The sequence below is a fragment of the Variovorax sp. CAN15 genome (assembly GCF_030462475.1).
Classification (GTDB): Bacteria; Pseudomonadota; Gammaproteobacteria; order Burkholderiales; family Burkholderiaceae_C; genus Variovorax.
The window spans coordinates 23,385-42,388 of the sequence record NZ_JASMRZ010000048.1 but is presented as its reverse complement, the minus strand read 5'-3'; the positions used below and the strand labels follow the sequence as shown (position 1 = coordinate 42,388).

15 protein-coding genes are annotated in these 19,004 nt (G+C 69.4%); 6 read left to right on the top strand and 9 right to left on the bottom strand.

Translation table 11 applies throughout. The features are described from left to right. From QMO14_RS23095 to QMO14_RS23070, 6 genes are all read right to left on the bottom strand, one after another. Nucleotides 1–460: ATP-binding cassette domain-containing protein (locus tag QMO14_RS23095; protein ID WP_301510004.1), on the bottom strand; the 460-nt coding region annotated here is incomplete at its 3' end. A gap of 154 nt (nt 461–614) precedes the next feature. Then, on the bottom strand, nt 615–1,652 hold the full coding sequence (locus tag QMO14_RS23090) for an ABC transporter ATP-binding protein (RefSeq protein WP_301510002.1): 1,038 nt from the start codon (nt 1,650–1,652) through the stop codon (nt 615–617). A gap of 115 nt (nt 1,653–1,767) precedes the next feature. Beyond that, the gene (locus QMO14_RS23085; protein WP_301510001.1) at nt 1,768–2,607 is read right to left on the bottom strand and encodes an ABC transporter permease; all 840 of its coding nucleotides are present in this window, start codon (nt 2,605–2,607) and stop codon (nt 1,768–1,770) included. A gap of 3 nt (nt 2,608–2,610) precedes the next feature. Continuing rightward, on the bottom strand, nt 2,611–3,552 hold the full coding sequence (locus QMO14_RS23080; RefSeq protein ID WP_301510006.1) for an ABC transporter permease: 942 nt from the start codon (nt 3,550–3,552) through the stop codon (nt 2,611–2,613). Nucleotides 3,553–3,563: 11 nt separating this feature from the next. After that, nucleotides 3,564–4,832: a lactonase family protein gene (locus tag QMO14_RS23075; RefSeq protein WP_301510000.1), complete on the bottom strand. Its 1,269-nt coding sequence runs from the start codon at nt 4,830–4,832 to the stop codon at nt 3,564–3,566. Nucleotides 4,833–4,848: 16 nt separating this feature from the next. Continuing rightward, entirely contained in the window at nt 4,849–6,423 is a 1,575-nt protein-coding gene (locus QMO14_RS23070; RefSeq protein WP_301509999.1) for an ABC transporter substrate-binding protein, read from the bottom strand. A 191-nt stretch (nt 6,424–6,614) separates the two neighbouring features. Between QMO14_RS23070 and QMO14_RS23065 the strand changes: the two genes are divergently transcribed. Then, the gene (locus tag QMO14_RS23065) at nt 6,615–7,004 is read left to right on the top strand and encodes a RidA family protein (protein ID WP_301509998.1); all 390 of its coding nucleotides are present in this window, start codon (nt 6,615–6,617) and stop codon (nt 7,002–7,004) included. Here the strand turns inward: QMO14_RS23065 and QMO14_RS23060 are convergent, their stop codons facing one another. Then, nucleotides 7,005–7,634, bottom strand: a complete 630-nt coding sequence (locus QMO14_RS23060; RefSeq protein ID WP_301509997.1) for an ATP-dependent Clp protease proteolytic subunit — start codon at nt 7,632–7,634, stop codon at nt 7,005–7,007. Between the two features lie 81 nt (nt 7,635–7,715). Here QMO14_RS23060 and QMO14_RS23055 point away from each other — a divergent pair, with 81 nt between their 5' ends. Beyond that, entirely contained in the window at nt 7,716–8,480 is a 765-nt protein-coding gene (locus tag QMO14_RS23055) for a sigma-70 family RNA polymerase sigma factor (protein ID WP_301509995.1), read from the top strand. 125 nt (nt 8,481–8,605) lie between these two features. Here QMO14_RS23055 and lolD read toward each other — a convergent pair whose 3' ends face one another. Together lolD and QMO14_RS23045 are read right to left on the bottom strand one after the other, a co-directional pair. Beyond that, nucleotides 8,606–9,367 (bottom strand): lipoprotein-releasing ABC transporter ATP-binding protein LolD, encoded by a 762-nt coding sequence (lolD, locus tag QMO14_RS23050; protein WP_301509994.1) that lies wholly within the window; start codon nt 9,365–9,367, stop codon nt 8,606–8,608. Then, nucleotides 9,360–10,616 carry a lipoprotein-releasing ABC transporter permease subunit gene (locus QMO14_RS23045; RefSeq protein WP_301509993.1) on the bottom strand — a complete coding sequence of 419 codons (1,257 nt, stop codon included), beginning with the start codon at nt 10,614–10,616 and terminating at the stop codon, nt 9,360–9,362. The genes lolD and QMO14_RS23045 overlap by 8 nt, the downstream gene beginning before the upstream one ends. Nucleotides 10,617–10,671: 55 nt before the next feature. On the opposite strand from QMO14_RS23045, the gene QMO14_RS23040 reads away from it, so the two are divergent. The 4 genes from QMO14_RS23040 to QMO14_RS23025 all read left to right on the top strand — a co-directional run bounded on the left by QMO14_RS23040 (nt 10,672) and on the right by QMO14_RS23025 (nt 18,999). Next, nucleotides 10,672–11,640, top strand: coding sequence for a hypothetical protein (locus tag QMO14_RS23040; RefSeq protein WP_301509992.1), 969 nt, complete (start codon nt 10,672–10,674; stop codon nt 11,638–11,640). Then, nucleotides 11,637–13,448, top strand: a complete 1,812-nt coding sequence (recJ, locus tag QMO14_RS23035) for a single-stranded-DNA-specific exonuclease RecJ (protein ID WP_301509991.1) — start codon at nt 11,637–11,639, stop codon at nt 13,446–13,448. Before QMO14_RS23040 ends, recJ begins: the two co-directional genes overlap by 4 nt. 8 nt (nt 13,449–13,456) lie before the next feature. Next, nucleotides 13,457–14,617, top strand: a complete 1,161-nt coding sequence (locus tag QMO14_RS23030) for a diguanylate cyclase (protein WP_301509989.1) — start codon at nt 13,457–13,459, stop codon at nt 14,615–14,617. Nucleotides 14,618–14,826: 209 nt separating this feature from the next. Further along, nucleotides 14,827–18,999, top strand: a complete 4,173-nt coding sequence (locus QMO14_RS23025) for a DUF4132 domain-containing protein (protein WP_301509988.1) — start codon at nt 14,827–14,829, stop codon at nt 18,997–18,999. The last annotated feature ends 5 nt before the right edge of the window (nt 19,000–19,004 follow it).

Genomic DNA, 19,004 nt, shown 5'->3' with positions numbered 1-19,004 from the left:
CGCAAGCCGCGCGTGGGCGAGGCGGGTGCCACTGCAATCCCGGGTCTTCCCAAGGAGCCACCAGCCCGATGACGACGCCCAACGCCGCCGCGCCCTTGTGCAGGCCGTGCGTGGACAGCGCCTCGCCGAGGATCGCGCTGATGCGCATCTTGGGGTTCAGGCTGGCGTACGGGTCCTGGAAGATGATCTGCAGCTTGCTGCGCAGCCTGCGCATGCGCTCGGCCGAGAGCTCGCCGATGTCATCGCCCCGGTAGAACACCTGGCCGCTGGTGCGTTCGACGAGGCGCAGCACGGTGCGGCCGATGGTGCTCTTGCCCGAGCCCGATTCGCCGACCAGTCCCAGCGTTTCGCCGGGCTGGATCGCGAAGGACACGTCGTCGACGGCGCGCACCGGGCGGTCGCTGCTGCCGAAGTATTTCTTGAGTCCGCGGACTTCGATGAGGGGAGCGGCGGGGGTCATCGTGGGTTTCTTGTATTGGCTCCCTCCCCCTCTGGGGGAGGGTTGGGGTGGGGGCTCTGGGCGGTGGAGACTGTCGCTGCCATGTAAAGGCCGCGAGCCCCCACCCCAGCCCTCCCCCGGGAGGGGAGGGAGCAAGACGAAAGCGGCGAGAGACTCATGCAACCCTCGCCAGCGTTGCTGCCGGCTGCACGCGCACACATCGCACCTGCCGCCCCTGCCTGATATCCAGCAACGGCGGCATCCCCGCGCTGCATTCGGCCAACGCCAGATCACAGCGCGGCTCGAACGCGCAGCCGGGCGGCGGAGCCAGCGGGCTCGACACCTGCCCGCGAATGGCGAACAGCCGCTTCGGCTTGGGCTGCCCGGGCTGGCGCGCCTTGCCCGGCAGGCAGGCCAGCAGGCCCTGCGTGTACGGGTGCTCGGGCTGCGCGAACAGCGGCCGCACCGGCGCGCTCTCGACCACGCGGCCCGAATACATCACGACCACGTCGTCCGCATGGTGCGCGACCACGCCGAGGTTGTGCGTGACGAACAGGATGCTCATGCCCGTTTCGGCCTGCAGCCGACGCATGAGTTCGAGGATCTGCGCCTGGATGGTCACGTCGAGCGCGGTGGTGGGCTCGTCGGCGATCAGCAGCGTCGGGTCGCAGGCCATTGCCAGCGCGATCATCACGCGCTGGCGCATGCCGCCCGAGAGCTGGTGCGGGTACTCGTGAATACGTTGGGCGGCGGCCGGGATCTCGACCAGTTCGAGCATGCGCAGCGCGTGCGCCAGCGCCGCCTTGCGGTCGAGCCCCTTGTGCAGGCGTACGCTTTCCGCGATCTGCTCGCCGATGGTGAACACCGGGTTCAGGCTGGTCATCGGCTCCTGGAAGATCATCGACAGCTGGTTGCCGCGCAGCGAGCGCATCTCGCGCTCGCCGATCCGCAGCAGGTCGAGCGTCTTGCCCTCGCGCGTCACGAAGGAAGCGCTGCCGCTGACCTGCGCGTTGGCGGTCTTGGGCAGGAGGCGCATCAGCGTGAGGCTGGTGACCGACTTGCCCGAGCCCGACTCGCCCACCAGCGCGGTGGTCTTGCCGGGCTGGATCGAGAAGCTCACGTCGGCCACCGAGCGCACCAGGCCGTCCTCGGTGGGAAAGCTGGTGCTCAGGTTGCTGACCGTGAGGCGCGGAGAACTGGACACAGTGTTCATCTCGGATATGCCTTTCGCGCCGGATAACGCAGAACCGGCTTTGCCGGGCTGCAGGTATCGCCCCCGGCGAGGGGGTTGGCGGCCACACGCAGTGGGCAAGCCTGGGGGAGTGCTTTCATGCTGTCTTCTTCAGCTTGGGGTCGAGCAAATCCCGCACGCCGTCGCCCAGCAGTTGCAGCGACAGCGCCGTGAAGATGATCGCGAGCCCCGGGAACAGCACCACCCAGAAGGCCTGGTGCGCGTACTGCTGGCTGCCCGCGACCATGGTGCCCCAGGTCGGAATCTCGGGCGGCACGCCCACGCCGAGGAACGACAAGCCCGCCTCGGCCAGGATGGCATAGGCGAAGATGAAGGACACCTGCACCAGGATCGGCGACATCAGGTTCGGCAAGATGTGCCGCCACAGGATGCGCGAGGTGCGCACGCCAAGAGCGCGCACGGCCTCGACGAACAGCAGCTCGCGCACCACCAGCGTCGAGGCCCGCACCACCCGCGCCACGCGCGGCGTGTACACCAGCACCAGCGCAAGCACGGTATTCATCAGCGATGGCCCGAGGATGGCCACCAGCGCGATGGCCAGCAGGATGTCGGGGAAGGACATCATCGCGTCGACCACGCGCATCAGCGGCGTGTCGAGCCGGCGGAAGAAGCCGGCCATCAGGCCCAGCACCGTGCCGGCGACGACCGCGCCCAACGCCGTGAGCGCCGCGATGGCCAGCGAGTAGCGCGCGCCGTACACGATGCGCGAATAGAGATCGCGGCCCAGCTCGTCGGTGCCTAGCAGGTGCTCGGCGCTGGGCGCCTTCAGGCGCTCCAGCACGGCCGTGTCGTTGGGGTCGATGGAGGCGAACAGCGGTGCGCCGATCGCGAGCACCGCGATCACCAGCAGCACCAGCGCGGAAACCATCACGATGCGGCGATGCATCAGCTGGCGGAGCATTCGGGGCATACGCATCGCTCAGACCTTCACGCGCGGATCGACCACCGCATACAGCAGGTCGATAGAGAAATTGATGAGCACATAGATCGCGGCAATCACGAGCAGCGCACCTTGAATGACGGGGTAGTCGCGCCGCAGCACGGCACTGACCACGAGGTTGCCCACGCCGGGCAGGCCGAACACCGTCTCGGTGATGACGGCGCCGCCGATCATCAGAGCCACCGTGAGACCGATCACCGTGACGATGGGCACCAGCGCGTTGCGCAGCGCGTGCTTGAGCACCACCGTGCTTTCGCTCAGGCCCTTGGAGCGGGCTGTGCGCACGTAGTCTTCACCGAGCACGTCGAGCATGGAGGCGCGCGTGAAGCGGATGATGAGCGCGGAGTTCAGCAGGCCCAGCACCGTGGCGGGCAGCACCAGCGAATGCAGCCGCTCGGCCAGCGCCGCATCGGGCGCGCCGTAGCCCGACACCGGGAACCAGCCGAAGGACACGGCGAAGATCTGGATCAGCACGATGCCCAGCCAGAAGCTCGGGATGCTCGCGCCCAGCATCGCGATGCCGGTGAAGAGCTGGTCGACCACACGCCCCCGGAACACGGCGGAGACGATGCCGCATGGCACGCCGATCAGCGCCGCGATGGCCACGGCCATCAGCGCGAGCAGCGTGGTGGGTTCGGAGCGCTCCCACAGCGCCTGCGTCACCGGCCTCTGCAGGAAGATGGACTGGCCGAGGTTGCCCTGCAGCACCTCGCGCAGCCAGTAGCCGAACTGCACGGGCAGCGGCTTGTCGAGGCCGTACTCCTTCTGCACGCGGGCGATGTCGGCCGCGGTGGCCTGGTCGCCCAGCAGCACCGAGACCGGATCGCCCGAGGCCGCGCGCGTGAGCACGAAGACCAGCACCGCCACGATGGCGAGCACGACCAGCATGCCGGCCGCCCGGGAGGCGATGTAGCGGAACAGCGATTTCTTCATCACGCGGAAAACTCGATGGCTGCCGCGCTGCCCACCGCAACGTACTGGCCGGTGAACTGGATGTCGCCGCCCTTGACGCGGAAGACCGTCACGTTGTCGCCCTGCTTGTTGTGGCACACATAGAGGAACCTGCCGCTCGGGTCGAGCGTGCAGCTGCGCGGGTAGTTGCCTCGCGACCATTCCTCGCGCACCAGCGTGGGCGCGCCGGAGCGTGCGTCGATCTTGAAGAGCGAGATCGAGTCGTGCAGGCGATTGAGCGACACGAAGTGCTGGCCGCCCGGCAGCATGCGGATGCCCGATGCGTAGCTGGTGCCCTTGAAACCCTTGGGCAGCGCCGAGGTCTCGCTCACCAGCGTGAGCACGCCGGTGGCGTTGTCGTAGCGCATGAATGCGATGGTCGATGCTTCTTCGTTCACCAGGTAGAGCCACTTGCCGTTCGGATGGAAGGCGAAGTGGCGTGCGCCGGAGCTTTCCGACACGGCCACCGTGCTCGGCTGGCTCAGCACGCCGGTGATGCGGTCGAAGCGGTAGGAAATGACGCGGTCGAGCCCCAGGTCGGCCACCAGCACGAAGTTGCCCTTCGGGTCGGCATGCACCATGTGCGCGTGCGGGCCGTCGTGGTCGCTGGTGGCGAAACCTTCGTGCGAGCGCGCGGCAGCCGGCACCACGTCGGCGCCGGGCTTGCAGGGCGTGCCCGCGCCGCAGGCTTCCACGTCCTTGTAGACGACTGCGGCAACGCTTGCGTCGGGCGTGCCGTCGGCGCGCAGCGCGAGCACGCTGACGTCACCGCTCGCGTAGTTGGCGGTGAAGAGAAAGCGGCCATCGGGGTGCACGCTGATGTAGGCCGGGTCCTTGCCGCCGCAGGCCGTCTCGGACACGAACGAGAGCGCGCCATCTGCACCGATACGGAAGGCCGAGACCGAGCCGGCCTCGAACTCGTTGGCCGCGTACAGCATGGGCAGCTTCGGGTGGCGCGCGAGCGAGGCGGGGTTGCGCAGCTTCGCGCCCTCGCCCGCACTGGTCACGGCCGGCGGCGCGCCGGGGATGGGCTTGAGCGCACCGGTGGCGCTGTCGAGTACGAACTGGTGCACACCCAGTCCGCGCCCGCCGCGCCACGGCTTGCCGCCGTCGCTGTAGGTGCCGACGTAGGCGTAGACAGGGCCTGAGGTTGCGGCTTGAACGGTGGAGGCCATGGATGAGTTGAAGCCGAGGGCTCCGAGGCCGGAGGCCAGTGCGCTGGCTTTCAGAAGTTGGCGACGCGACGGCATGGCTGTACTCCCCGCCTTACTTGATCTTCGCGTTCCAGAAGAACGGCCAGGTGGCGGGCGTGTAGTTGTCCAGCGCCGGGCTCCTGGCCGAGAGGCCGTTGAACTTGCCGACGTTGATGTACGGCACCTCGTCGTACACCACCTGCTGCACCTTGCCCCACAGCGCGCCGCGCTTGGCGGGGTCGCTCTCGACGTTGAAGGCCTGCAGCGCCGACTTCTTCGCGGGCGTGTCCCACCAGCCGGGCGCGCCGTCGCCGAGCTGCGGCGGCGAGAGCATCGGCTCGGGGAACTGGCCCGAGTGGGTGACGTAGATGTCCCACAGCTTGGCGTCGTTGCGGCGCTGCACCAGCGTGGCCCAGTCGACCACGTTGAGGTCGACCTTGAAGCCGGCGCGCTTGAGCTGCTCGGCCATCAGCAGCGCCATGTTGTAGTGGAAGTCGTACTGGCGGCTGGTGAGCACGCGGATCGGCTCGCCCTTGTAGCCGGCCTTGGCCGCGAGTTCCTTGGCCTTGGCTGCGTTGCGCTGGTTGTACTGGTCGGCGCCGGCGGTCGAATAGAACGGCGAACCCTTCGGGAAGTGGTTGGGCTCGGCCGTGAAGAATCGCGTGTCGCCGAAGCCGGCGGCGAGCATCTCGCCCTCGCCCAGCGCGATCTGGATCGCCTGGCGCACCGGCTGGCTGGCCGCCACGCCTTCCTTGGTGTTGAGCACGAGGTACGGGAAGCCGAACGAGGGCGTCAGGATGGGCACGGTCTTGCCGCCCGACTTCTCCAGGCGCGGCAGCGCCTCCACCGGCAGCAGGTCGGCGAAGTCGTATTGGCCGGCCAGCGCGCCCTCGACGCGCGTGCTGGCGTTGGGCACGGGCACGAAGCGCAGTTCTTCGATGGCCGCCTCGCGCTTGCCGCCGTAGCCGCTGGCGGCTTCCTTGCGCGCGCTGTACTTGTCGAAGCGCGTGAGCAGCACGAACTGGTCGGGGCGGCGCTCCTTGAACTTGTAGGGGCCGGTGCCGACGAACTCCTTCAGCGGCGAGGCGATCGAGTCCTTGGCCATGATGGCCGCCATGCCGCTGGGCAGCGCGAACTGCGAGAGCAGCGGCGCATAAGGCTCCTTCAGCACCACTTCGACCGCCAGCGGGCCCTTGGCCTTGAGGCTCTCGACTTCCTTGCCCACGGCCTTGCCGCGCGGCGACTGGTCCATCCAGCGCTGCAGGCTGGCCACTACGTCGTCAGCCGTGAGTTCGCGGCCGTTGTGCAGCATCACGCCGCGGCGCAATGTGATGGCGTAGGTCTTGCCGTCGGCCGAGATCTTCGGCATGCCCTCCGCCAGCATCGGCACCACGTTCCACTTGGCGTCGAAGGTGTAGAGCGTCTCGTACACGTGCTGCATGATGGTTCCCACCAGGTCGGCGGTCGAGGCCATCGGGTCGAGCGTCTGCGGCTCCGCCACCATCGCCAGCGTGGCGAAGTTGCGCGGTCCCTGGGCATGAGCGCTCTGGTGGGGCAGCGCGGCGCACAGCATCGCGAGCAGGGAGGCGCCCAGCAGGCTGCGTTTCGACAGCATGGGCAGGCGCTGGACAAGACCGGCGTGGGGCATGGGGGACTCCTTCATGGGGCGGGGGAGGTTGTGAAAGAAATTTTCTTTTCGGCCCGGACTTTGAAGCACTATCCATGCCAAATCATCCGTGTTAACCCTTGATTGAGGGTTTTTCTGAAATAGATTTTCAGATTGGATGGATACTCGCGGCTTCCCATTCCCAGACAGTTCTTCAACCTCCAGGAGTCCCCATGCCTCTCGAATACCTCGGCGCCCCGCCCCTCGCCTCCGACCGCCAGGTGCGTCCGTTCTCCCCGGCCGTGCGCGCCGGCGACTTCGTCTACGTGTCGGGCCAGGTGCCCGTCGACAAGAACGGCGAGCTGGTGGTGGGCGGCATCGAGGCGCAGACGCGCCAGGTGATGGAAAACATCAAGACAGTGCTGGCACTGGCCGACGCCACGCTCGACGACGTGTGCAAGACCACCGTGTGGCTGCAGGACGCGCGCGACTTTGGTGCCTTCAACCGTATCTACATGAGCTACTTCGGTGAAAACAAGCCGGCGCGCTCGACCACCGAGGCGCGGCTGATGATCGACGCGCGCGTGGAGATCGACGTGGTGGCCTACAAGCCCAAGGCCTGATCAGCCATGCAGCTCGGTCTTGCGCTGGATGATGCGCGAGACCAGCCCGTACTCCACCGCCTCCTCGGCCGAGAGCCAGCGGTCGCGCTCGATGTCGGCCAGCACCACGTCGATGGGCTTGCCGGTCTCGCGTGCGATCTCGTGCGCGATGCGCTGGCGGGCCTTGATGATTTCCTGCGCCTGGATCGCGATGTCGGTCGCCTGCCCGCCCGCTCCGCCGCTGGGCTGGTGGATCAGGAAGCGGGTGTTCGGCAGGCACACGCGGCGTTCGCGCGGTGCCGCGAGGAACAGGTGGGTGGCGGCGCTGCCCACCCAGCCGGTGCCGATCATGTTCACCGGCGCGCTGATGAAGCGCACGATGTCGTGGATGGCATCGCCCGACTCCAGGTGACCGCCAGGCGAGCTCACGAGGATGTCGATCGGCTTTTCGGCGCTGTCGGCATCCAGCGCGATGAGCCGGCGCGTGACGTCGGCGGCCACCGAATCGCTGATGGCGCCGAAGATCAGCAGCGTGCGCGACTTGAACGCTTTCTCTTCCAGGTACGAATTGCGCGGCTCGGCGGTGGCGGCGGGCTTGGTGTCGTCTTCGTCGGGTCCCATCGAGAACATTGGCATGGTGGGTTGCTGCATGAAGAAAGCTCCTGTGGTTGGACTGTCTTGACGAACAAGCCCACAGTTTCGTGACATTGCGCGCCATGGCAAGCTGCCGTGATGCTCGATGAACGCTATCTCTCGCAATTCCCGGCGCTGCGCGCCCGGCTGGTCCGCGCGGCGGCGCGCATGCTCGGCGCCCCGGCCGACGCCGAGGATGTGGTGCAGGACAGCTACCTGCGCGCACTGGAAGCCGGTGAAGGGCACCCCCCCGACTCGGCGCAGGCCTGGCTGACGACGGTGATGCAGAACCTCGCAATCGACAAGCTGCGACGCGACGGCTGGATGCAGCGGTGGCTGCGCGATGCCGAAGGGCTCGCCTGCGAGGCGCCATCGGCGGAGACCGAGGCGGCGCAGGCCGAATCCATCGATCAGGCCTTGCGCCTGATCGCCGCCAAGCTCTCGCCGGCCGACGGTGCCGCGGTGCTGCTGCGCGAAGTCTTCGAAGCCAGCTTCAGGGAGATCGCCGAGGCCTGCGGCAGAACGGAAGCGGCCTGCAGGCAGCAGTTGCATCGCGCATTGCTGCGGCTGCGCCAGGAAAGGGACCGGGGTGGAGCAGGATCATCGGACGCCGTCTTCCACGTCTACCGGCAAGCGCTTCGGGACTGCGATGCGCGGGCGCTGTTCGCGATGCTTCGGCAGCCGCCTGCGCGTGCTTTCGCCACGTCGGCGAGCGCAGCCACCGGAACGCCACGCACGATCTGCCAGGTCGTGCAGATGGGCGGCCGGCTCGGACTGGTGCTGGCGCTGGGTGGAAAGGTGCTGTGCGTGCTGCCGCTCGGTGCGAGACAGACGGACGAGGAACCCGAAGCAGTCCTGTATTAGCTCCTTCCCCCTCTGGGGGAAGGTTGGGATGGGGGCAAGCGGCCCCTGTTCGGCGCAGTGCTTCATCGAACGCCGCCTGCCCCCACCCCTGCCCTCCCCCAGCGGGGGAGGGAGAAAGACCGATATCAGCCCGCCAGCCGGCCGGCGACCAACTGCAGCACCCGATCGCACCGCTTCGCCAGGTCCTGGTCATGCGTGACCATCACGAAGGCGGTGCCGTGCCGGCGCGCGAGGTCGAGCATCAGCTCGAAGACCGTGTCGGCCGTGCTGCGGTCGAGGTTGCCGGTGGGCTCGTCGGCCAGTACGCAGGCGGGCTGCGTGACCAGCGCGCGCGCGATCGCCACGCGCTGGCGCTCGCCGCCCGAGAGCTCGGCCGGGCGGTGGTGCAGGCGCTGGCCCAGGCCCACGCTCTCGAGGATCTTCGCCGCCGACTGCGCGGCTGCATGCGGCTCCGTGCGGCGGATCTTCAGCGGCATGGCCACGTTGTCCAGCGCGCTGAACTCGGGCAGCAGGTGGTGGAACTGGTAGACGAAGCCCAGGTGCTGATTGCGCAGCCGCCCCTGCTCGGCCGGGTCGGCATGGGCAATGTCCTTGCCCAGCAGCTCGACCTTGCCGGCGGTGGGCTCGTCGAGCCCGCCCATCAAATGCAGCAGCGTGCTCTTGCCGGAGCCCGAGGCGCCGACGATGGCCAGCGTTTCGCCGGCATGCACGTCGAGGTCCACGCCGTGCAGCACGGTCAGGTCGAGCCTGCCCTCGTGGAACCGTTTTGTCAGTCCACGGGCTTTCAGAACAACACCATTGGCGCCGGGCCGTCCCAAGCCGATGGCGGCCCCCTCGGGGGGCAGCGAGGACACGACAGTGCCGAGCGTGGGGGTCATTTCACTCATAGCGCAGGGCTTCGGCGGGATTGACGCGGCTGGCGCGCCAGCTCGGATACAGCGTGGCGACGAAGGCCAGCACCAGGGAAATGATCGCGATGGGCACGATGTCGCTTTGCTGCGGATCGCTGGGCATCTTGCTGATCAGGTAGATGTCCTTCGGCAGGAAGCTCGCGTGGAAGAGCTGCTCCAGGAAAGGCACGATCACGTCGATGTTGTAGGCGATGCCCAGGCCCAGCAGCAGGCCGGCCACGGTGCCGATCACGCCCACCATCGCGCCCTGCACCACGAAGATGCCCATGATGCTGCGCGGCGAGCTGCCCAGCGTGCGCAGGATGGCGATGTCGGCGCGCTTGTCGGTCACGGTCATCACGAGCGTGGACACCAGGTTGAAGGCCGCCACCGCCACGATCAGCGTGAGGATGATGAACATCATGCGTTTCTCGACCTGCACGGCCGCGAACCAGGTCTTGTTCTGGCGCGTCCAGTCGCGGATGAGGAACTCGCCCGGCAGCGTCACGGCGAGCTGGTCGGCCACGTCGCGCGCTTCGTTGAGGTTCTTGAGCTTCAGGCGGATGCCGGTGGGGCCTTCGAGCCGGAACACCTTGGCGGCGTCCTGCTCGTGCACCATGGCCAGCGCGGAGTCGTATTCGTAGTGGCCCGAGTCGAAGGTGCCGACCACGGTGAACTGCTTGAGCCTGGGCACCACGCCCGCCGGCGTGACCTGCCCGCCCGGCGCCACCAGCGTGACCTGATCGCCCGGCTGCACGAAGAGCGAACGCGCCAGCTCGGCGCCGAGCACGATGCCGAACTGGCCCGGCACGAGCTTGTCGAAGGTGCCCTTCGATGCGATGCCGTTGATGTCGGTGACCTCGGGTTCGAGCTTGGGGTCGATGCCGCGCACCACCGTACCCTTCATGTCCTCGCCACGGGCAATGAGCGCCTGGGTGTTGATGAAGGGTGCCGCGCCGATCACCTCGGGGTGCTTGCGCGCCGCCGCCATGATTTCTTCGAGTTGCGGCAGCGCCTGCCCGTCGCGCGAGAAGATCTCGATGTGCGACACCACGCCGAGCATGCGGTCGCGCACTTCCTTCTGGAAGCCGTTCATCACACTGAGCACAATGATCAGCGCCGCCACGCCCAGCGCGATGCCGAGCATCGAGACACCGGAGATGAAGGAGATGAAGCCGTTGCGCCGCGTCGCCCGGCCTGCGCGCGTATAGCGCCAGCCGAGCTGCAGTTCATAAGGAAGTCGCATAGGGGCGGGATTGTGGCATTCCGGATGACTCCGGGGCATCCCGGACAATAAGGGGATGGCCGAAACCTCCCCACGCCAATTACTGATTCCCTTCGCCGGCCGCGGTTCCCCGTCGTGCCGCGCGGCCCTCTCCACGATTCGGCTCCCCAATCTCGAAAACCTGCTCGCGAGGCTGGCCCTCGCCGACACCGACACGCAGGACGAAAGCACGCGCTCGCCTCCGCATGAACGCGCGCTGGCGCAGGCGCTGGGCATCGCCGCGCCCGACGGATGCATTCCCTGGGCCGCGCTCGAAGCGCGCCGGCTGGGCATCGCCGCGCCGGGCGACACCGAGGGCTGGGGCATGGTCACGCTGTGCAACTGGCAGGTCGGCATCGACGACGTGGTGCTGGGCGACCCGGCCGCCATCGAGATCGACGCCGCCGAGTCGGCCGCCCTGCTGGAAGCCGCCCGCCCCTTCTTCGAGGAAGACGGCATCGCGCTGCACGCCTCGCCCGTGCCCGGCCGCTGGCTGGCGCGCGCCGGCATCTTCGACGGGCTGGCCACAGCCTCCATCGACCGCGCGGTGGGCTACCCCGTCTCGCAGTGGTCGCCGCTGGCCGATGCCGCGCGGCCGCTGCGCCGGCTGCAGAACGAGATGCAGATGCTGCTGTACACCCAGCGCGTGAACGACGAGCGCGCCGCGCGCGGCGTGCCGCCCATCAATTCCTTCTGGCTCGCCGGCACCGGCGCGCTGAAAAATGAAGAAACCGCAACGGCCATTGCGCCGACCGTGAACGACACCTTGCGCATCGCAGCCCTGCGCGACGACGGCATCGGGTGGGCCGCCGCCTGGCAGGCGCTCGACGCCGGCCCGCTCGCCGCCCTGCTGGCCGAGTACACGCGCGGCGTCAGCGACATCTCGCTGACGCTGTGCGGCGACCGCGCCTCGCAGCGCTACACCGTGCAGCCGCGCGGCCTGGCCCGCTGGGCGAAGGGCCTGTTCGAGCGCAAGCAGGCGGCCACCGTGCTGGAGGTGCTATGAAAATCATAGCCAGAGAGATACCGCCGCGCACCGTCTGGGCGCTGGAACAGGCCGGCGTGCATCCGCTGCTGGCCCGCCTCTTCGCCGCGCGCGGCGTGCGCGCCAAGGAAGAGCTGGACGACGGCCTCGCGCTGCTGCTGCCCCCCGACACCCTGCACGGCACGCGCGAAGCCGCCGCGCTGCTGGCCGACGCCATCGCGCAGGACAAGCGCCTGTGCATCGTCGCCGACTACGACTGCGACGGCGCCACCGCCTGCGCGGTCGGCGTGCGCGGCCTGCGCCTCTTGGGCGCGAAGAACGTGAGCTACCTCGTGCCCGATCGCGTGGTAGACGGCTACGGCCTCACGCCGCCCATTGCCGAGCGCGTGGCCGCGAGCGGCGCCGACATGCTCATCACCGTCGACAACGGCATCGCCAGCGTCGAGGGCGTGGCCACCGCCAAGGCGCGCGGCCTGCAGGTGCTGGTGACCGACCACCACCTGCCCGGACCCGAGCTGCCTTCGGCCGACGTGCTGGTCAACCCCAACCAGCCCGGCTGCGGCTTCGAGAGCAAGAGCATCGCCGGCGTCGGCGTGATGTTCTATGTGCTGCTCGCGCTGCGCTCGGAGCTGCGTCGGCGCGGCGTGTTCGACACGCCTGCGCCCGCCGCCGGGCCGCCCCAAGGCGGGCCAGCCTCCCCCTCGGGGGGTGGCGAAGCACACGAAGTGGCAAGCCGGGGGGCAAGCAAACCCCAGCCCAAGCTCGACGCGCTGCTGCCGCTGGTGGCGCTCGGCACCGTCGCCGACGTGGTGCGGCTCGACGCCAACAATCGCCGCCTCGTGGCACAGGGCCTGCGCCGCATCCGCGCTGGCGCGATGCCTGCGGGCGTCGCAGCGCTCTTCAAGGCGGCGGGGCGCAACGCCTCGGTGGCCACCACCTTCGACTTCGGCTTTGCACTCGGCCCACGCATCAACGCCGCGGGCCGGCTGTCCGACATGACGCTGGGCATCGAATGCCTGCTGACCGACGACGCGGGCCGTGCCGAAGAACTCGCGCGCATGCTCGACGGCATCAACCGCGAGCGGCGCGACATCGAAGGCGGCATGCGCGACCAGGCGCTGCTGCTGGCCGAGTCGCTGTTCGCGGCCGACGGCGAGGGCATCGAAGCGCCGCCGCCGGCCATCAGCGTGTTCGACGCGGGCTTCCACGAAGGCGTGGTGGGCATCGTGGCCTCGCGCATCAAGGACCGCTTCCACCGCCCCACCTTCGTCTTCGCCGCGAGCGGCGCGCCGGGCAAGGAGCAGGAGCTGAAGGGCTCGGGCCGCTCGATCCCGGGCTTCCACCTGCGCGATGCGCTCGACCTCGTGGCCAAGCGCCATCCGGGCGTGCTGCTGCGCTTCGGCGGCCACGCGATGGCCGCCGGCTGCACCGTGGCGCGCGAGCACTTCGAGACTTTCGAGAAGGGCTTCGCGCAGGTCGCGCGCGAGCTGCTGGCCGAATCCGCGCTCACGCGCCAGATCGAGACCGACGGCCCCATCGCGCGCGAGTACATGCGCATCGACCTCGTCGACACGCTGCACCGCGAGGTGTGGGGCCAGGGCTTCGCGCCGCCCACCTTCAGCGAGGAGGTGGAAGTGGTGTCGCAGCGGCTGGTGGGCGAGAAGCACCTGTCGCTGAAACTCAGGCACCAGGGCCAGCCCATCGACGCGATCTGGTTCAGCCACACCGAGCCGCTGCCGCCGAAGGTCAAGCTGGCGTTCCGGCTCGACGCGGACGAGTGGCAGGGTGTGCGGCGGCTGCGCTTCCTGGTCGAGGGCGCGGAGTTCTAGGAAACCCCATGTTCGACGGCGTGAGCTACGGCCTGCTGGCCGGCCTGACGATGTGCGGCCTGGCGCTGCTGCTGGCGTTCGGCGCGAAGGTCCATCGCTGGTATGTGTTGAGCTGTGCGTGTGCGCTGGCGGCCTTCGCCGGATTGAATGGCCTCGCGCCACTCGCTCAATGGCCCGCGGCGGTGCTGGTGTTGTGGGCGGCCTGCCGGCTCCAGTTCGTACGGCAGTTGCTGCGGCTGCAGGATGTCGCGCCCAGGCTCGACCGGGTGGCGCAGGCAACGCTGGTCGTATTCGCGATCGCCGTGCTCTATGCCGCGCTCGAAACGCAGCGCCTCTGGACGCTGCGCATCGTGCAGGCACTGGCGGTGGCTTCCACCGTGCTCCTCGCGGCCGGCGCGGTGAAGGCGATGCCCCGCATGCCCTGGCCGGCGACGCTGTTCCTGGCCGGCGCGGCATTGCTGCTCGGCGGCCTCTCGACCGCGTGGATGACGAGCTGGATCGGGCCGTCGTGGGCGCCGCGGCAGCCGAACCTGGCGCAGGCCGGCGTGATCGCCGAGCTGATGGTCTTCGCCCTCGCGCTCGGCATGCGCCTGCGGGCCGACAGAGCGGCCGAGGCGCGAGGCACACAGCACGAAACGAAGGAGCCCGGCACCGACGCGCTGACCGGTGCCGCCAGCCGCGCGGGTTTCGAAAATCGCGCCGAAGAATGGCTGCTCGACGGCCGGACATTCTCGCTGATGCTGATCGGCCTGAACGGCTTCGACGCCGTGTACGAACGGCACGGCCAGGCGGGCGGCGACGCTGTGCTCGCGGCCATCGCGCACCGCTTGCGCGAGCAGGTGCGCGCGGACGACATGGTGGCCCGGCTCGGCCCCGACAGCTTCGCGATCCTGCTGGTCGGCAGCCCGCCACGGCAGAAGCTCGCGGAGATGGCCATCCGCATCGAGACAGCCGGCGCGAGACCGGTGACCTACGAAGGCCGGCTGCTCGCGGGCGGAGAACTCAGCATGGGCATCGCCTGCCACCCCGGCGACGGCGACACGCTGACCAGCCTGCTCGAAGCGGCTGAACGCGCGCTGGCGCACTGCAATCGCCAGCGCATGGGGCCGGCCTATGCCTTCGCGGGCGAGCTCGGGCAACGGCAACGGGCCGGCGGCTCGGCCTCTTGAATAGTTTCTTCGTACCCGCTTCGGGCCGACCGGTACGGGAAACGAAATCTTCTTGCCGCCAGGCGCCGCGCGAGGGCCAAGCCTTCATGCCGGCCCCTTATCCTCGGCGGCGAACCCAGCGGAAGGAATGACCCGCGCGCCCCATCGCAAGGGCCCGCAGCCGTCGTCGCCGACCGCGCTTCATCGATTCACAGGAGGACGTCTTTTTCATGCGCCGTTTTGAACTGATCGAAGGAACCGCCAGCAAATTCTGGGAGATCGAGCAGGCAGACACCGAACTCAACATCCGCTGGGGCCGCATCGGCACGGCGGGCCAGAGCCAGACCAAGTCGTTCGCGGATGCCCCCAAGGCCGCAACCGCGCTGACCAAGCTGGTGAACGAGAAGACCGGCAAGGGCTACGGCGAAGTCGGCGTGGCCGCGGACGCGGCCATCGGCAAGGCCGAGGCGAAGCCGAAGGCCGAGTCGGCACCCAAGGCGGAAGCGAGCGCCCCGGCATCCACGGCGACGACCGAAGCGGCGCCGCTGGCGCAGGAACCGGCAGCACCCGCAGAGAGCATCGACACCCAGGCCGATCGCGCCTTCGAGGCCGTGCGCGCACAGCTCGAGGCCGACCAGCTCAAGCCCACCGACACGCTGTCGGCCGCGATGCTCAAGCGCCAGCACGGCGTGAGCGAACAGGCCGCGGCGCTGGCCTTCAAGCGACTCAAGGACCAGGGCCTGCTCTCAGGCTGGGGCACCACTGCCACGCCGGGCAAGCAGGCCCGGCAGATCGCGAGCCAGCTCGGCGCCGAGGCCGCGACCGGCGCGGCGGATGCATCGGTGGTCGCGCTGCCCTCGGCTTCCGGCGCGGCTGCCGGCACCGACACCCCGCCCTGGCTGGCCGCCGGCACGCCGATCCGCTTCACGCCCGAGATGCGGCGCGTGGCCTTCGCGTCGCGCCGCTTCCCCCAGCCGGTCGAAAGCCGCAGCGCGACGGCCGCGTGGTTCCTGGCGCAGCGCAAGATCGAAGGTTCGATCGACGTCGACGGCAGTGACGCTGCGCTGCGCCCCGCCGCGCAGCGCTTGGTCGAGCGCGTGGGCGCGCCGGCCACCGGCTCGGCGCCCGGCGCCGACACCGAAGCCGACGCACTGATGCTCGCGCTGGCGCTGAGCACCTCGGGCTACTACGGCGAGAGCGAGCCGGCCGAGGCCATCGTCGACTACCTGGTCGCGCAGTACGGCCTGGCCGATGCCACTGGCGTCATGCTCGACGCGCAGCGCGTGCAGGTCGAGACCGACTACAGCCGCAACACAAAAACCCGCAAGAGCCGCTTCACCAGCACCGTGAGCCGCCCGATGAGCAACGGCTGGCGCGGCCCGCTGGGCCAGGGCGAGCAGGCCATGCGGCGCCACCTGGCCGCGGCCCCGCAGGAGGCCTGGCAGGAAGCCCGTGACCGGATCGAGAAGGCCCTGCCGCAGCTGCACGCGTGCCGCCGTCCGATCATCGCGATGCTGCTGCCCGATGCGCCCGATATCTCGAACGCGCTGGCGCACTCCCTCGCGGCCGAGAAGGACACGCCCGAGACGCTGCACTGGCTGGCGCTCACCGCCACCGACCCCGCCGCCATCGCGCTGGCCGCGAAGGCGCGGGTGGGCTATTCCACCGGCTTCTGGGGCCACGACAACATGGTCGCCACGCTGATCCAGGAGCGCGGCGTCGACGCGGTCGAAGGCCTGGAGCGCGGAGCAGCCACCGATGAAGCCGGCGACGGACTCGCCGCCATCGGCACGCCCGAGGCGGTGCAGGCGCTGGCGCGCGTGGCCGGCAGCTCGAAGGCTGCGCTCGCGCGCTTCTCTCTCGCGGTGGACCGCTGGCCGCAGGCTGCGCTGGTGGCGCTGTCGCGGCTGGTCGCCGCCGGCGGCAAGGACGCCAACCTCGTCACGCCCAGCCTCACGCGGCTGCTGCGCGCACACGCGGGCTCGGTCGACGCCCTGCGCCCCTGGATCGATGCGGGCGGGCAAGCCGTGATCGACCGGCAGCTCGCGCTGCTGGCAGGTCCGTCCGAAGTGGCTGGCGCCGACGAGCTGCCGGGCGTGCTGGCCTCGCCGCCGTGGCTGGCCAAGGTGCAGAAGAAGGCGGCCGGCGCGCTGGCGCTGGAGCCGCTGGCGCTCGCGCCCGTCGAGCGCTGGGACGACGCCGCGCGTGCGAGCGCGCTGAGCGCCAACTCGTGGCAAAAGAGCCGCCATTCGAGCGCGCAGCAGGACGTGCGCGTACTGCTCGACGAACTGGGCTTCGACCGCAGCAAGCAGCCCCTGGCCCCCATGAACCAGGCGGCGGTGGCCGCCGTGGCCGCGGGCGATGCCGATGCGCTGATCGCCGCCTGGCGCGCGATGGTGGCCGAGCGCAAGAAGGAGCGCTACTACTGGTTCCGCTTCCAGTCGGACTACGCGGCGATGCTGCCGCCCGCCGTCGGCGTGCCCTTCTGGAACGCGATCGCCGGTGAGGCCGAGGACTACGGCATCGGCCGCATCCTCGCTACGCACGGCCTTGCGGTGCTGCCGGGCCTGCTGTCGATGGTGCGCGCCAAGCCGGGCGAGAACCTGTCCTTCGCGCTGTACTACGGCGCACCCGAACTCGCGCTGCCTGCCGCGCGTGCCTTCGCCAAGCTCAAGACCCTGCGCGCCACCGGCCGCGAGTGGCTGCTGAAGTACCCCGAGCACGCCGCCTGCGGCCTGATCGCGCCCGCGCTCGGCAAGGCCGGCGAGGCCCGCGACTGCGCCGGCTCGGCCCTGCGCCTGCTGCAGGCCAACGGCCACGAGGCGCTGCTGCTCGAAGTCGCCGGCCGCTACGGCAAGCCCGAGGTGGTGGAGGCGCTGCGCGCCGTGCTCGACGAGAGCCCGCTCGACCGCTTCCCCACCAGGCGCGCGAAGCTGCCCGAGTTCTGGCAGCCGCGCGGCTGGCGCCGGCCGGTGCTGAAGAACGGCAAGGCGCTGCCCGACGATGCACTCGACCATCTGGGCCAGATGCTGACCTTCCCGACCAACGAGGAGGTCTACGCAGGCATCGCCGTGGTCAAGGAAGCCTGCGACGCCGAATCTCTCGCCGACTTCGCCTGGGACGCCTTCACCGCCTGGCTCGAGGCCAGCGGCCCGAGCAAGGAAGGCTGGGCTCTCACCAGCCTGGGCCAGCTGGGCAACGACGACACCGCCCGCAAGCTCACGCCCTTCATCCGCGCATGGCCGGGAGAGGCGGCGCACGCGCGCGCCGTCACCGGCCTGGACGTACTCGCCAACATCGGCAGCGACGTGGCGCTGATGCTGCTCAACGGCATCGCGCAGAAGGTCAAGTTCAAGGGCCTGCAGGACAAGGCCCGCGAGAAGATCGACGCCATCGCGGAGGCACGCGGCCTGAGCACGGAAGAACTCGAAGACCGCCTCGCGCCCGACCTCGGCCTTGACGAGCAGGGCACCATGCGGCTGGACTTCGGCCCGCGCGCCTTCAAGGTGGGCTTCGACGAGACGCTCAAGCCCTACGTGCGCGAGACCGGCGCCGACGGCGTCGACGGCGCCCGCCTGCCCGACCTGCCCAAGCCCAAGAAGACCGACGACGCCGAACTGAGCAAAGAGGCCGTCGAGCGCTTCAAGCTGCTCAAGAAGGACGCGCGCACCATCGCGAGCCAGCAGCTGCTGCGCCTCGAAGTCGCGATGTGCACGCGCCGCCGCTGGACGCCCGAGGTGTTCCGCATCTTCCTGGTGGAGCATCCGCTGGTGCGCCACCTGGTGCAGCGGCTGATCTGGGGCGTGTACGAGGTGGCGGCCGGCGGCAGCTACGGCGGCACGCTGAAGGCCTGCTTCCGCGTGGCGGAGGACGGCAGCTACACCACGGCCGAGGACGACACTTTCGAGCTGCCCACGGGCGAGAACATCCGCATCGGCGTGCCGCATGCACTCGATCTCTCGGCCGCCGACGCCGCGGCCTTCGGCCAGGTGTTCGCCGACTACGAGCTGCTGCAGCCCTTCGCGCAGATCGGCCGCGACGTCTACACGCTCACCGAGGAAGAGAAGAACAACAACAAGCTCGAACGCTGGAAGAAGGCCAAGGTGCCCACCGGCCGCGTGCTCGGCCTGGTCAACAAGGGCTGGCGCCGCGGCGAAGCGCAGGACGGCGGCGGCATCTGGTACTTCACCAAGCCGCTGGGCACCGACCGCGTGATCGAGCTGTACCTCGACCCCGGCATCATCGTCGGCATGGTCGACGAGTACCCCGAGCAGGAACTCGGCGAAGTGCAGGTCGGCAAGCCTTCGGGCTGGGGCAACATGCAGGACGCGGAGACGCTGAGCCAGCTCGATCCGATCTCGGCGAGCGAGCTCATTCGCGACATGGAAGGCCTTCGCGCCTGAACGAC